This is a genomic window from Duganella sp. GW822-FHT06D06 (genome assembly GCF_058799615.1).
The window spans coordinates 239,092-251,829 of the sequence record NZ_JBXALQ010000002.1; the positions used below are offsets into that span (position 1 = coordinate 239,092).

The window sequence follows — 12,738 nt, forward strand, 5'->3', positions numbered from 1 at the left end:
AAGCTAGCTTTACATATCTTTACCGGCGCGACATCGCTGCTTCACGCTGGCGGCGCACACTGGCCTCGTTGTCTCCCACATTCACCAAACGAGGATAAAACATGAGTATCTTTAACCGCCAAACCGTCGCCGCATTCCTGCTGGGTTCCACGCTGGTCGTGGGCGTCGGCGCCTTCGCTGTCGAACGCCACATGAGCATGGGCGGGCCACACGCCGCCATCGACGCCAGCGCCCATATGGAGCGCATGCTCAAGCACCTGTATGTCGAAGTCGACGCCACCGATGCGCAGAAGGCCAAGATCGAGCCGCTGGTGAAAGCCGCCATGGCCGACATCAAGCCACTGCACGAGCAGCTGCCCCAGATCCACAAGCAGCTGATCGAACAGATGTCCGCCACCGCCATCGACCGCTCCGCGCTGGAAACCACCCGCGCGCAGGGCGTGACGCTGGCCGACCAGGCATCGAAGCGCATCGTGCAGCTGCTGGCCGATGTAGGTGATACCCTTACGCCGGCACAGCGCCAGAAGCTGGCCGACCACCTGAGCCGGATGCATGAGCGCCACGGGCGTCACGGCTAAGCCGCCTTGTGAAGCGGGTCGCCTGTCCGTAGAATGGTCTGCGTGAACCTCAACCATGAACCCCATGCCTGACCATATTCTGCTGGTCGAAGACGACCCCCGCCTGGCCGAGATGCTCACCGAGTATCTGAGCCAGGCGGCTTTTCGCGTCACGCACGCGCCCAACGGCCGCGCTGCGCTGGAGCACATCGCGGCCGGCGACGTCGACGCCGTGATCCTGGACCTGATGCTGCCCGATATGGACGGCCTCGATGTCTGCCGCCAGTTGCGCGCCGTGTCCGACATTCCGGTGCTGATGCTGACCGCGCGCGGCGACGCCATCGACCGCATCGTCGGCCTGGAGATCGGCGCCGACGACTACCTGCCCAAACCGTTCGAACCGCGCGAGCTGCTGGCCCGCCTGCGCGCCATCCTGCGCCGCCGCGTCGAGCACCGCCACCAGCCCGACGGCGCGGCCCAGCGCGACGCCGAATTCCTGCGCTTCGGCCGGCTGGAGATCGACCCGGCGGCCCACGCCGCGCGGCTGGACGGCGCATCGTGCGAGCTGACCTCCTACCAGTTCGACCTGCTGCTGGTGCTGGCCCGCCACGCCGGCCGCGTGCTGTCGCGCGACAGCCTGATGGAGCTGCTCAAGGGCGAACCGCTGGAAGCCTTCGACCGTTCGATCGACGTCCACATGTCGCGCATCCGCGCCGCCGTCGAAGACGATCCCAAGAAACCGCGCCGCATCATCACCGTGCGCGGCGCCGGCTACCTGTTCGCCAAGGTGCAGGACTGATGGCCGCCTCACGCTTCAGTTGGGGCCTGCCACGCCTCTACTTCCGTTTTTACGTGGCCCTGCTTTTCAGCCTGCTGCTGTTCGCGCTGGCCGTGGTGCTGGTGTGGCACCGCAGCGGCGGGCCGCTGGAACGCTCCAACGCCACGCTGGCGATGGTGATCCAGAACTCGCTGGCGCCGGCCAATGCGCCGCCGGCCGAACAACAGGCCGCACTGGCGCGCATGGCCGCCGGCCTGAATGCGAACATGACGCTGTACACCCGCAACTGGGAACCGCTGGCGGTGGTCGGCATACTCATTCCCTCGCGACATTGGAGGCAGCACGACATGGGCGGTCCGCCGCCCGAATCCTATGTGCGCCTGCCGGATGGCCGCCGTTTGCTGTCCAGCGAGCCGCTGGGCTTCACGCGGCCCAAGGCCATCCTGCACAACGCCCTGCTGCTACTGGCGCTGGGCATAGGCATCGCCGCCTTCCCGCTGGTACGGCGGCTGACCAAGCGGCTGGAGCGCTTGCAGCAAGGCGTCGAATCACTGGGCGCAGGCGACCTGACGGCGCGCGTGCCTGTCGAAGGCAAGGACGAAATCGCGCGGCTTGCGCAAAGCTTCAACCGCGCCGCCGACCAGATCGAGCAACTGGTGGGCGCGCACAAGACGCTGCTGGCCAACGCCTCGCACGAGCTGCGCACGCCGCTGGCGCGCATCCGCCTGGCGCTGGAACTGATCAAGGACAGCGTCGATCCCAAACGCCGCGCCGGATTGGAACAGGACATCGCCGAGTTGAACGACCTGCTGGACGAGATTCTGCTGGCCAGCCGTCTCGGCGCCGTCTGCGACAACGCGGAACTGGAAGAGCTGGATCTGTTGGCGCTGGCCGCCGAGGAATGCGCGCGCTACGACGACGCGGTGCTCAACGGCGCCTCCGCCATGATGCAGGGCGACCCGCGCCTGCTGCGCCGGCTGCTGCGCAACCTGCTGGAGAACGCGCACCGCCACGGCGTGCCACCGGCGCACGTCAGCATCGCCTGCGACGAGAAGCTGGCCACGCTGGCGGTTTGGGATAGTGGTCCGGGGATACCGGAAGCGGAATTCGAACGGGTGTTTGAACCGTTCTACCGCCGGCGCGGCACGCGCGACAACAGCGGCGCGGGCCTCGGCCTGGCGCTGGTGCGCCAGATCGCTCGCCGTCACGGTGGCGAGGCCCGTTGCGTGCTGATGCCCGATGGCCGCAGCAGTTTCGAGATTATATTGCCGCTAGCGACAGCGCCAACATGATGTCATCGTAATCGGTATCGCCAACGCGGAAGGTGCGCTGGCCGATCCGTTCAAAGCCGCAGCGCTGGTAGAACGCCAGCGCGTCGTGATTCTCCGCATACACGCCCAGCAGCACGCGGCCCGCGCCGCGTGCGTGCGCCTCCGCCACCGCCGCATCCATCAAACGCTTGCCGACGCGCTGGCCGTGAAAGCGGTGCAGCAGGTAGATGCGTTTGATTTCCAGGTCGTCCGCGCGCGGATCGGCCACCGGCAGCTTGGCCGGCGCCAGCACCAGGTAGCCTATCGGCGCCCTGCCCGGTGTGGCTTCCGCCAGCCAGATGCGCATGGCGTCGTCGGCCAGCCAGTCGCGGTAGACAGACGCCGCGTGCTGGCGCTCGCAATGCGCGATGATGTCGCCGCCGTCGAGGATGCCGGCGAACGCTTCGAGGAAGCTGGCCTTGCCCACTGCGGACAAGGCCTCCTCGTCACCGCGCATTGCGGCGCGGATGGCGATCCCGCCGCTCATGTCAAGGCGATTCGCACAGGCAGTGGGTGATCGCGGTGAAAGGCTTGTGCGCCGCCGTGATCTCCGACAGCCACCCCAGGTCGTTGACGATGCCAGCCGCCGCGTGAGGCGGCAAACCGGTGCTGGCGGTCACGCCCAGCTTGACCTGTGCGCCGATGGCCTGCGCCACCGCCTGCGCCGCCGAACCGCCCACCATGTCGATGATGCGGTCAAACTTGCTGGCTTCGCGTTCGATATACACCACGCGGTAGTCGGTCAACTTGGCGCGCTTGGCGGCCGATTTGAGCGCGTCGTTGTAGCTGCCCAGCGTGTCGACCAGGCCGCGCTCCTTGGCTTGCGTACCGGTCCATACACGGCCCTGCGCCACGGCGTCGATCTTCTCCGGCGTGGTCTTGCGGGCCTTGGCGGCGCGGCCGGTGAACTCGGCGTAGATGTGGTTGATGCTGCCCTGGATCACCTGGCCGAAGCGCGGATCCAGCGGACGCAGTGGATTGCCGGCGTCGCCCAGCCAGGTGGTCGGCTGGCCGGCGGTGTGGATGCCCAGCTTGTCGATCACCTTGTCGGCGGTCGGCAGGATGGCGAACACGCCGATCGAACCGGTGATGGTGTTCGGGTCGGCGATCACTTCGTCGGAGGACATCGAGATCCAGTAGCCGCCGGATGCGGCGACGTTACCCATCGAGACCACCACCGGCTTGCCGGCGGCGCGGGTCAGTTCCAGCTCGCGGCGGATCAGCTCCGATGCGAAGGCGCTGCCGCCAGGCGAGTCGACGCGCAGCACCACAGCCTTGATATGGTCGTCCTCGCGCGCGGCGCGTATCAGCTTGGAGGTGGAGTCGCCGCCGATGGCGCCTGGGCCGGTGCTGCCGTCGCTGATTTCGCCCTGCGCCACGATCACGCCGATGGCGTCGCCGGTGAACTTGGTGTGCACGCGGGCCAGGTAGTCTTCGAAGTTAATCTGGCGGAAGGTCTTGCCCTCGGTGTCGAGCGCGCCGCGCTTGATCATCATGTCGCGCACTTCATCCTTGGTCTTCAGGCCGTCGACCCATTTGGCCGACAGGGTCACCTTGGCCAGGTCGCCGTTGACGGCGGCCACTTGCGCCGGCAGGTCGTTGATGGTTTTCATGACCTGGCCTTGCGGCAGCTTGCGCGCCTTCTCGACGTCGCCGGTGTAGGAAGCCCACAGCGCGTTGTTCAGGTACGATTCCGCCTCGACCGCGGCCGGCGACGGGCCGTTGGCGATATAGGGTTCGCCGAAGCTCTTGTAGGTGCCGACGCGCAGCAGGTTGACCGTCACGCCCAGCTTGTCGAGCGCATCGCGGTAGTAGTTGCGATAGCGGCCAAAGCCTTCCAGCAGCACCATGCCCATCGGGTGCAGATACACCTCGCTGGCGTGCGCGGCCAGCAGGTACTGGCGTTGATCGAAGCTGGCGCCCCAGGCCACCACCGGCTTGCCGGAAGCCTTGAAGCGGTCGATGCCGGCCGCCACTTCACGCAGCATGGCCTGGCCGCCGCCTTCCATCTCGTCGGTCAACAGCACGGCGCCGGTGATCTCGGGATCCTTGGCGGCCGCCTCCAGCACGGACAGCACGTCGCGCAGCTGCATCATCTTGTGGGTCTCGCCGCCGCGCACGCTGGTCAGCAGCGCGTCGCGCGCGTTGTTGTTGGACTGTTCGACCAGTTGGCCCTTCAGGTTCAGCACCAGCGTGGTCTTGGGCGACAGCGGCTTGGCGCCGCCGCCGAAGATGGCATACAGCAGCACAATCAGCACCAGCAGGAACAGCAGGTTCAGCAACGCGCGGCGGCCGCTGTCCAGCGCGCGCCAGCAAAAGGCGAAGCCGCTACGAATGTAGGAAAACGGGGATCTGCTCATTTGTACTCCAAGTGATTGCGTAATTTGCAAGAATGATACTGCATGCCATCGTTACTGTCTCGGTTTGGAGATCAGCAGCAGCCCGGCGAACACCAGCAAGCCGTTCATGATAAGCAACTCCAGGCCCAGCCGATAGCTGCCGAACAGAAATTTTTGATTGCAATCAATAACATAGCACAGGGTCGGTCCGGCCAGCGCAACCAAGGGCACCCAGCGGTCGCGCACGCTGCGGCGGGTCAGGATGCCGAAGGCGAACAGGCCTAGCAATGGGCCATAGGTATAGCCGGTCAGCTTCAACACAAGGCCGATCATGCTGGCGTTGTCCACCCATTTGAACAGCAGCACCAGCAGCAGGAACAGCGCGCAGAAGCCCAGGTGGACGCGATGGCGCAGGCGCACCTTGGCCGCGTCCGCCAGGTCGGTGCGGCGCTGCATGCCGAGGATGTCGATGCAGAAGGTCGAGGTCAGCGCGGTCATGGCGCCGTCCGCGCTGGGAAACAGTGCGGACACCAGGCCGATGAAGAAGATCAGCTGCACGGCGGCCGGCATGTGCTGCATCACCACCGCCGGGAACAGCCTGTCGCCGGTCGCCGCCAGGCCCACCGTGGGCGCGTACAGGGTCAGCAGGCCACCGAGGAACATGAACAGCAGCAGTACGCCGGTCAGGATCACGGTCAGCAGCAGCATGTTCTTTTGCGAATCGCGCAGCGTCCGCACCGAGATATTTTTCTGCATGATCTCCTGGTCCATGCCGGTCATCGCCAGCACGATGAAGAAGCCGGCCAGCACCTGCTTCCAGAAATACGCGGGGCTGTCGACCGCGGTGGTGACGACCTTGGTCAAGCCGCGCGCCTCCATCGCCGCCAGGCTGGCGGGCAGGCTCAGGTCCAGCTGGGCCAGCAGCCAGCCGGCGCAGATCACCAGGCCCAGCAGCATGCCGGCGGTTTGCAGCGTGTCGGTCCAGACGATGGTCTTGACGCCGCCTTCGTAGGTGTACAGCAGGATCATGGCCAGGATCGCCAGCGTGGTCAGCCAGAACGGCACGCCCAAACTGTCGAGGATGGTCGCTTGCAGGATGTTGACCACCAGGTAGAGCCGCGCCGACGCGCTCAAGGTGCGCGACAGGATGAAGAAGGCGGCGCCGCTCTGGTAGGAGCGGTGGCCCAGCCGCTGGTCGAGGTAGGTGTAGATCGAGGTCAGCTTGAGGCGGTAGTACAGCGGCAGCAGGATGCAGGCGACGGCGACGTAGCCCAGCACGTAGCCGAAAATCACTTGCAGGTAGCCGAAGCCGTCGCGGCCGACGGCGCCGGGCACGCTGATGAAGGTGACCCCGCTCAGCGTGGTGCCGACCATGCCGAACGCGACCAGCATCCAGTTGCTCTGCTTGTTACCGATGAAGAAGCTGTCGTTGGTGGCGTTGCGGGAGGTGCGCCAGGCCACGGCCAGCAGCAAGGCGAAATAGGCGAACACGAGGCAAAACAGGGAAACAGCAGACATGAGGAGGCGATCCAATGATTCAATTCGCCGCCAATATACACCGGCCGCGCTGGCTGCGCGGCCGGTCCTCTTTTTAGTGGGCTAGCGCAGGCAGCGATTTCTCGCCGCCGACACTGGCTGGCCGTGGATTCAGCCGGTCCAGGCGGCCGCTGAGCACGGTCAGGCCCAACGCGCCCAGTACCACCAAACCACCAACCCAGCCGGTATGCACCAGGCCGAAGTGATCGACGATCAGCCCGCCGCCCCAGGCGCCGCCGGCGATGCCGACGTTGAAGGCGGCGATGTTCAGGCCCGAGGCCACGTCGACGGCGCGCGGCGTGTAGTGTTCGGCCTGCTGCACCACATACACCTGCAAGCCGGCGACATTGCCGAAGGCCACGGCGCCCCACGCCAGCACGGTCGCCAACACCAGCCATTTGTACGGCGCGGCAAAGCTCAGCACGAACAGCACGGCGGCCAGGCCGAGGAAGATGATCTTCAGCGCGCCGATCGGACCACGCTTATCGGCCAGCTTGCCGCCCCAGATATTGCCCACCGCGACAGAGACGCCGTACACCAGCATCACCAGGCCCACGGTGTTGGCGCTGAAACCGGTGACGTCCTGCAGGATGGGCGCCAGGTAGGTAAAGGCGGTGAACGAGCCGCCGTAGCCCAGCGCGGTGATCGCATACACCAGCAGCAGGCGCGGCTCGCCCAGCACCTTGACCTGTTGCAGCAGCGAGGCCGGCTTGCTGTGCTTGATGGTCGAGGGCACGAACAGCAGGCTGCCGACGAAGGCCAGCACGCCCAAGGCGGACACGGCCAGGAACGTCTCGCGCCAGCCGAAGTGCTGGCCGATGAAGGTGCCCAGCGGCACGCCGGTCACCAGCGCCACGGTCAGGCCGGTGAACATGATGGCGATCGCGCTGGCGGCCTTTTCCTTGGGCACCAGCGAGGTGGCGATGGTCGAGCCGATCGAGAAGAACACGCCGTGCGCCAGGCCGGTGAGGATGCGGGCGATCACCAGCGATTCGTAGCCGGGCGCTTTCCACGCCAGCAGATTGCCGAGGGTGAACAGCACCATCAGCGACACCAGCAGCGCCTTGCGCGGCACTTTGCCGGTGAGCGCGGTCAGCACCGGCGCGCCGACGGCGACGCCCAGCGCGTACAGGCTGACCAGCAGGCCGGCCGACGGCAGGTTCACGCCCAGATCGGCGGCGATGGTCGGCAACAGGCCGACGATGACAAATTCGGTGGTCCCGATGGCAAACGCGCTGATGGTCAGCGCCAGCAAGGCAATAGGCATGACATTCACTCCTGAAAAGTTAATGTCATGCAGTATCGGGATTTTCTTTAATGAGAAAAAGACTCAAAAACAGCAAAGATATTTGAGTCCAGGGCAATAATCATTACTCCAGTTTGGTCAACTCGACGCCATCGACAGTCATTTTCATCTTTTTATCGTGCAGATGCGGCGGCTGGGTGACGACGAAGGTGCTGCGGATGATGCCGACGCCGGCGTCAAAACTGTCGCCATTGAAGGCGATGATATCGATGTTGAGATCGATATTCTTGCCCGGCTGGTTGCGCTTGTAGTGCAGCTTGCCGCCCGCTTCGATGTTAAGCTCCATGTCCTTGCCCTTCCAGTCGCCGATGTAGGCGCGCTTGGCGGCCGGGATAGGTTGTGGATCGGCTTGCGCCACCATCGGTGCGGCCAGCGCGCACAGCAGCAAAACGGCTTTGAATGACATCACAGTCCTCTTCGGTCAGAGTTAAGATAGTTAAAATAGCAACCCGATTGTACTGTAGCCCGACCATGAATTCCGAAAAACTTGCCCTGCTGCTGACGCGTGAAATGCCGTACGGTAAATACAAAGGCCGCGTCATCGCCGACCTGCCCGGCCACTACCTGGGCTGGTTCGCGCGCGAAGGCTTCCCCTCCGGCGAACTGGGCGGCCTGATCGCGCTGATGTATGAGCTCGACCACAACGACCTGCGCAGCCTGCTCGATCCGCTGCGCCGGGGCCGGTCGCGCTGAGCGCCCAATCCGTCACGTCACCCCGCCTGCCGCGCTGGTTCCTCGTCGCTGCAGCCGCTTTCCACTTTGTCCAACGCCGCTGACAGCGCAACGCGTAGCACGGATAGCGAGTGCGCCTTGTTCTCCACTTCACGAATTTTTTCCTGGATCAGCAGGCGTTTTGTGCTTGGCGCCAGCGCTTCCTGCTCCCAGGCGCCGATCACATCGGCGATCTCCTTCAGCGTAAAGCCGAGTGCCTTGGCGTGGGTAATGAGCTCGATGCGCCGCAACGCCTGCGCCGAATACTCCTTGTAGTTGTTGCTCAAATGCGGCTGGGCTGCCTCGCTGAGCAAGCCCATGCGTTCATAGAATCGGACCGTGTCGCGCGACACGCCGGCCCGGGATGCAATCTCCCCAATGCGCATTACCAGTTTCCTTCTCGTCGAAACGCCGACAGTTGAAAAGAGTGATTGACCGTGGACCCAAGTCCACGCTTTACAGTCAGCACTCTCTCAACAAATCATTACATCATGCGACCACTCAACTATCGCAACACCACCATCATGGTAACAGGCGCGTCATCCGGAATCGGCTTGGCTTTCGCCAATACGCTGGCGGCACGCGGCGCGAACCTGGTACTTGTCGCGCGGTCGGAGGACAAGCTCCACGCCCTGGCACAAGAGCTGGCGCAGCGCCACGGCATCCGGGCTCACGCTCTGGCGGCCGACCTGACCGAGACCGGCGCCGCCAGCGACGTCCATGCGAAGGCGAGCGGACAGGGGCTTACGCCTGACATCCTGATCAACAATGCCGGCTTTGCGACGCACGGCCTTTTCGACGCGCTGTCGCTGGAACGGCAGCTCGACGAGATTGCGCTCAATTGCCGAGCAGTAGTTGAGCTCAGCCACGCGGCGTTGCCAGCCATGTTGCAACGGGGAGAAGGTGCAATTATCAACGTGGCGTCGACCGCCGCCTTGCAGCCCCTGCCCTACATGGCGATCTATGGCGCCACCAAGGCTTTCGTGCTCTCTTTTTCCGAAGCCTTGTGGCAGGAATATCGCAGCCGCGGCGTGCGCGTGCTGGCCGTGTGCCCGGGAGCCACCGATACTGCTTTCTTTGATGTGGTCGGCGCTGCGGAGGCTGGGGTCGGCACACGCATGGCTGCCGATACGGTCGTCAATGCCAGCTTGCTGGCACTGGATCGCGGCCGCAGCCATGTCGTTCCCGGCGGAGCGAATCGCCTGCTCGGATGCTTGCCCCGGCTGCTGCCGAGGCAAACAATCCTGCAGATCGTCGCGAACATGCTTCGGCCTCGCCCTACAGAATCCCGATATCCTTGAGCCAGTTTTCAACCAGCGACGGCCACGACGCCACCGGATGGTCTTTGTCCCTGAGGCCGAAGGCGTGCCCGCCCTTGGCGAACAGATGGACCTCCGCCGATGCGCCCGCCTTGTCCAGCGCCTGCGCGTAGAGGGTGCTGTTGCAGATCGGGTCGACCGGGTCATCCCATGATTGCAACAGGAACGTGGGTGGCGCCTGCCCGGTGACGCGGATGCTGGGATCGAACTTGCCGCCGGCGCGGCACAGGTGGCCCGGATACAGCGCCACCGCAAAGTCGGGGCGGCTGCTGAGCTTGTCAACCGCATCGACCGGCTTGTACGTCAGCGCGAAAATATTGCTGGTCTGCGCCACCAGATAGCCGCCCGCCGAGAAGCCGATCACCCCGATTTTATTGGGATTGATGTGCAGTTCCCCTGCCTTGGATCGGATCAGCCTGATCGTCCTTTGCGCATCCTGCAGCGCGCGCGGAATCTTGGGCGTCACGTGGCATTGGCACTTTTCATCCCAATGATGGTTACCGTTGGGAACGCGGTATTTGAGCAGCACGCAGGTGATGCCGCGCGAGGTCAGCCAGTCGCAGATTTCAGTGCCCTCCAAATCCATGGCCAGCACCTTGAATCCGCCACCGGGAAATACCACGACCGCCGCCTCGGTGTTCTGGCCCTTGGGCGCGTACACCGTCATGGTCGGCTGGCTGACATCGCGAGTCTGGATCCACCCTCCATGTCCCGTACCGGGGCCAACAGACTCGCCCTTCGGAGCGGCTATCGCATCAGGAACCGCGCCGGGCCAGATCGGCACCTGCACCTGCCCCGACGACGGTTGCCAGGTCTCAGCTTGTGCCGGCACATAGGCTATCAATAGGACCAACACAAACGAGATAATGCTGAATTTTGGCATGCAAGAACTCCGATTTGAACCACTCCGCGACATCTAATGCGCCAGCTGTGCCACCTGGACCGCGCTTTCATCGGCGACCAGCATCTGGGGTGCAAGACCTGTCCGCATGCGCTCCTGGAAGAAATTGGAGCCGATGCCGTCGCTCCATTGGCCGATGGTGTAGGCCTTCAGCACTGTAATCTGGTCCGGGTTCAGGGCGCGCTCAAGCCGGTACTCGGTGCGGCCGATCAGCCGGCCAGTGGCGCTGTCGAGTGTGAAGTCCAGGCTGCCGCCGCTGATGCCGGCGTCTTCCAGCTCGCCAGCATCTTCGCCGTCGAACAGAAAGTCCGAAAAGACTTCCTCGTCGTAACAGAGGCCGTCCAGCGTTTTCAGAATGGCAGGGTCTTCAACGAAGAGCCCTTCCTCGCCGGTCTCCGGATCCATCTGTTTAAAATCGAATACGGCTGCATAGGTTGAAAAGGTAATGGATGGCAAAATATTCTCCTGATGGCTGCCTGGCACATCATGCAAGAATATCATTTTTATAAAACAATGTCCCTCATGGGACTCGCTCACATTGCGGTGCTGATTTTGGAAGCCAACATTTTGTTGTGCGCGAGGATTTTCTGCATAAGACCTGGCGACAACGACACTAGCCGTTCACCCGGAGCGGATGCCGAGGGCAGCGGCACCGGGCGCTGATCTTCAAAGTAGAAGTCCATCGAAGAGATCAACACGTCTTCGGCCATCTCCATAGCATCGGCTTCGTTGTCACCTTGAGTGATCGCCTCCGGAATGTCTCGGAATCGCACAACAATTTTTCCTTCTTCAGACGTAAAAGTAGCGGGAAATTTCATATGACCTCCATTCTTCGACCACTACTTTAAACCCGCTGCGCCTCATGCTGCCGCACCAACGCAATCGTGACATCCCGCCCCAGCAAACAAGTGTATAAAGAAGACACAATTGCAATTCCGAAGGAGATCATCATGGCGACCGAGCCGCACAGCTGCACTTGCTTCATCATCTCGTCCAATATGCTGCGCAAGCTGGCCGATGCCGCCGCCTCGCCGGTGGACCGCTGCCTGCTGCTGGACCAGTGCGAAACCTCGGCCTACCTGCGCGGCCAGCGTGCGGTCGCTCCGGCCCCGTCCGGTGGCGTCACCTCGGTCGGCGAAAAGCGCCGCACCGTCTTCGACGCCAGGCACAAATCCACCCTGCCCGGCAAGCTGGCGCGCAGCGAAGGCGGCGTGGTGGTGGCCGATGCCTCCGTCAACCAGGCTTACGACGGCGCCGGCACCACCTATGATTTCTTTCGCGAAGTCCTCAAGCGCAACTCCATCGATAACAAGGGCTTGCGCATCGATTCCACCGTCCACTATCTGAACAAGTTCAACAACGCCTTCTGGAACGGCCAGCAAATGGTCTACGGCGACGGCGACGGCAAACTGTTCCTCGGCTTCACCGGCGCGCTCGACGTCATCGCCCACGAACTGACCCACGGCGTGACCCAACATGCGGTGCCCGGCGGCCTGGTCTACGAAAACCAGAGCGGCGCACTGAACGAATCGATCTCGGACGTGTTCGGCAGCATCGTCAAGCAATGGAAGCTCAAGCAAACCGTCGAGCAGGCCGACTGGCTGATCGGCGCCGGCATCCTGGCGCCCAGCGTCGGCAAGGCGCTGCGTTCGATGGCCGATCCCGGCAACAAAGAATTAACCTGGCCGGGCGACGAGCAACCGAAAACCATGGCAGGATATGTGGACGGCGGCGATGTGCACAACAATTCGGGCATTCCCAACCATGCGTTTTACGCGGCGGCCATCGCGCTCAAGGGCAACGCGTGGGACAAGGCCGGTCCGGTCTGGTACAAGGCGCTCGGCCTGCTGACGTCGAACGCCACCTTTGCCGACATGGCCAAGGCCACCACGCAGGCGGCCACGCTGCTGTACGGCGCCGATTCGGCCGAGCAGCATGCGGTGCAGGCGGCTTGGAAAGTGGTCGGCGTCGTTTAGGAGAA

The 12,738-nt window shown here is 63.7% G+C and carries 15 protein-coding genes; 6 read left to right on the forward strand and 9 right to left on the reverse strand.

Going from position 1 to position 12,738, the window contains the following annotated elements:
- Positions 1-101: 101 nt before the first annotated feature.
- Genes AC1RMD_RS04265 through AC1RMD_RS04275 form a run of 3 tightly spaced genes read left to right on the forward strand, consistent with a single transcriptional unit; the run spans position 102 to position 2,627 of the window.
- Positions 102-578: a Spy/CpxP family protein refolding chaperone gene (locus tag AC1RMD_RS04265; protein WP_492923962.1), complete on the forward strand. Its 477-nt coding sequence runs from the start codon at positions 102-104 to the stop codon at positions 576-578.
- Positions 579-633: 55 nt separating this feature from the next.
- Positions 634-1,356, forward strand: a complete 723-nt coding sequence (locus AC1RMD_RS04270; RefSeq protein WP_492923964.1) for a response regulator — start codon at positions 634-636, stop codon at positions 1,354-1,356.
- Positions 1,356-2,627: a sensor histidine kinase gene (locus tag AC1RMD_RS04275; protein ID WP_492923966.1), complete on the forward strand. Its 1,272-nt coding sequence runs from the start codon at positions 1,356-1,358 to the stop codon at positions 2,625-2,627. The genes AC1RMD_RS04270 and AC1RMD_RS04275 overlap by 1 nt, the downstream gene beginning before the upstream one ends.
- Here AC1RMD_RS04275 and AC1RMD_RS04280 read toward each other — a convergent pair.
- The 5 genes from AC1RMD_RS04280 to AC1RMD_RS04300 all read right to left on the reverse strand — a co-directional run bounded on the left by AC1RMD_RS04280 (position 2,596) and on the right by AC1RMD_RS04300 (position 8,232).
- On the reverse strand, positions 2,596-3,132 hold the full coding sequence (locus AC1RMD_RS04280; protein ID WP_492923968.1) for a GNAT family N-acetyltransferase: 537 nt from the start codon (positions 3,130-3,132) through the stop codon (positions 2,596-2,598). The two genes, AC1RMD_RS04275 and AC1RMD_RS04280, sit on opposite strands and share 32 nt — an antisense overlap.
- A gap of 1 nt (position 3,133) precedes the next feature.
- Positions 3,134-5,005 carry a signal peptide peptidase SppA gene (gene sppA, locus AC1RMD_RS04285; protein ID WP_492923970.1) on the reverse strand — a complete coding sequence of 624 codons (1,872 nt, stop codon included), beginning with the start codon at positions 5,003-5,005 and terminating at the stop codon, positions 3,134-3,136.
- Positions 5,006-5,056: 51 nt separating this feature from the next.
- Entirely contained in the window at positions 5,057-6,502 is a 1,446-nt protein-coding gene (locus AC1RMD_RS04290) for a sodium:solute symporter (protein WP_492923972.1), read from the reverse strand.
- 73 nt (positions 6,503-6,575) lie between these two features.
- A complete protein-coding gene (locus AC1RMD_RS04295) occupies positions 6,576-7,787 on the reverse strand; it encodes an MFS transporter (RefSeq protein WP_492923974.1) in 1,212 nt (403 codons plus the stop codon).
- Between the two features lie 103 nt (positions 7,788-7,890).
- Positions 7,891-8,232: a hypothetical protein gene (locus AC1RMD_RS04300; protein WP_492923976.1), complete on the reverse strand. Its 342-nt coding sequence runs from the start codon at positions 8,230-8,232 to the stop codon at positions 7,891-7,893.
- A 65-nt stretch (positions 8,233-8,297) separates the two neighbouring features.
- On the opposite strand from AC1RMD_RS04300, the gene AC1RMD_RS04305 reads away from it, so the two are divergent.
- The gene (locus AC1RMD_RS04305) at positions 8,298-8,519 is read left to right on the forward strand and encodes a DUF3820 family protein (protein WP_217944385.1); all 222 of its coding nucleotides are present in this window, start codon (positions 8,298-8,300) and stop codon (positions 8,517-8,519) included.
- Positions 8,520-8,536: 17 nt separating this feature from the next.
- Here the strand turns inward: AC1RMD_RS04305 and AC1RMD_RS04310 are convergent, their stop codons facing one another.
- The gene (locus AC1RMD_RS04310; RefSeq protein ID WP_492923978.1) at positions 8,537-8,923 is read right to left on the reverse strand and encodes a MerR family transcriptional regulator; all 387 of its coding nucleotides are present in this window, start codon (positions 8,921-8,923) and stop codon (positions 8,537-8,539) included.
- A gap of 105 nt (positions 8,924-9,028) precedes the next feature.
- On the opposite strand from AC1RMD_RS04310, the gene AC1RMD_RS04315 reads away from it, so the two are divergent.
- A complete protein-coding gene (locus tag AC1RMD_RS04315) occupies positions 9,029-9,838 on the forward strand; it encodes an SDR family NAD(P)-dependent oxidoreductase (RefSeq protein WP_492923980.1) in 810 nt (269 codons plus the stop codon).
- On the opposite strand, the gene AC1RMD_RS04320 is transcribed toward AC1RMD_RS04315, so the two are convergent.
- From AC1RMD_RS04320 to AC1RMD_RS04330, 3 genes are all read right to left on the reverse strand, one after another.
- Complete coding sequence (locus AC1RMD_RS04320) at positions 9,816-10,739, reverse strand: alpha/beta hydrolase (RefSeq protein ID WP_492923982.1); 924 nt, start codon at positions 10,737-10,739, stop codon at positions 9,816-9,818. The genes AC1RMD_RS04315 and AC1RMD_RS04320 overlap by 23 nt on opposite strands.
- A gap of 33 nt (positions 10,740-10,772) precedes the next feature.
- Entirely contained in the window at positions 10,773-11,213 is a 441-nt protein-coding gene (locus tag AC1RMD_RS04325) for a hypothetical protein (RefSeq protein WP_492923984.1), read from the reverse strand.
- Between the two features lie 77 nt (positions 11,214-11,290).
- A complete protein-coding gene (locus tag AC1RMD_RS04330; protein ID WP_492923986.1) occupies positions 11,291-11,575 on the reverse strand; it encodes a type II toxin-antitoxin system HicB family antitoxin in 285 nt (94 codons plus the stop codon).
- Between the two features lie 132 nt (positions 11,576-11,707).
- Between AC1RMD_RS04330 and AC1RMD_RS04335 the strand changes: the two genes are divergently transcribed.
- A complete protein-coding gene (locus tag AC1RMD_RS04335) occupies positions 11,708-12,733 on the forward strand; it encodes a M4 family metallopeptidase (RefSeq protein WP_492923988.1) in 1,026 nt (341 codons plus the stop codon).
- The last annotated feature ends 5 nt before the right edge of the window (positions 12,734-12,738 follow it).

What these genes read in the sequence shown, in the direction of transcription:
- AC1RMD_RS04265 (WP_492923962.1), top strand. Translation starts at nt 102, where the DNA reads ATGAGTATCTTTAACCGCCAAACCGTCGCCGCATTCCTGCTGGGTTCC.
- AC1RMD_RS04270 (WP_492923964.1), top strand. Translation starts at nt 634, where the DNA reads ATGAACCCCATGCCTGACCATATTCTGCTGGTCGAAGACGACCCCCGC.
- AC1RMD_RS04275 (WP_492923966.1), top strand. Translation starts at nt 1,356, where the DNA reads ATGGCCGCCTCACGCTTCAGTTGGGGCCTGCCACGCCTCTACTTCCGT.
- AC1RMD_RS04280 (WP_492923968.1), bottom strand. Translation starts at nt 3,132, where the DNA reads ATGAGCGGCGGGATCGCCATCCGCGCCGCAATGCGCGGTGACGAGGAG.
- sppA (WP_492923970.1), bottom strand. Translation starts at nt 5,005, where the DNA reads ATGAGCAGATCCCCGTTTTCCTACATTCGTAGCGGCTTCGCCTTTTGC.
- AC1RMD_RS04290 (WP_492923972.1), bottom strand. Translation starts at nt 6,502, where the DNA reads ATGTCTGCTGTTTCCCTGTTTTGCCTCGTGTTCGCCTATTTCGCCTTG.
- AC1RMD_RS04295 (WP_492923974.1), bottom strand. Translation starts at nt 7,787, where the DNA reads ATGCCTATTGCCTTGCTGGCGCTGACCATCAGCGCGTTTGCCATCGGG.
- AC1RMD_RS04300 (WP_492923976.1), bottom strand. Translation starts at nt 8,232, where the DNA reads ATGTCATTCAAAGCCGTTTTGCTGCTGTGCGCGCTGGCCGCACCGATG.
- AC1RMD_RS04305 (WP_217944385.1), top strand. Translation starts at nt 8,298, where the DNA reads ATGAATTCCGAAAAACTTGCCCTGCTGCTGACGCGTGAAATGCCGTAC.
- AC1RMD_RS04310 (WP_492923978.1), bottom strand. Translation starts at nt 8,923, where the DNA reads ATGCGCATTGGGGAGATTGCATCCCGGGCCGGCGTGTCGCGCGACACG.
- AC1RMD_RS04315 (WP_492923980.1), top strand. Translation starts at nt 9,029, where the DNA reads ATGCGACCACTCAACTATCGCAACACCACCATCATGGTAACAGGCGCG.
- AC1RMD_RS04320 (WP_492923982.1), bottom strand. Translation starts at nt 10,739, where the DNA reads ATGCCAAAATTCAGCATTATCTCGTTTGTGTTGGTCCTATTGATAGCC.
- AC1RMD_RS04330 (WP_492923986.1), bottom strand. Translation starts at nt 11,575, where the DNA reads ATGAAATTTCCCGCTACTTTTACGTCTGAAGAAGGAAAAATTGTTGTG.
- AC1RMD_RS04335 (WP_492923988.1), top strand. Translation starts at nt 11,708, where the DNA reads ATGGCGACCGAGCCGCACAGCTGCACTTGCTTCATCATCTCGTCCAAT.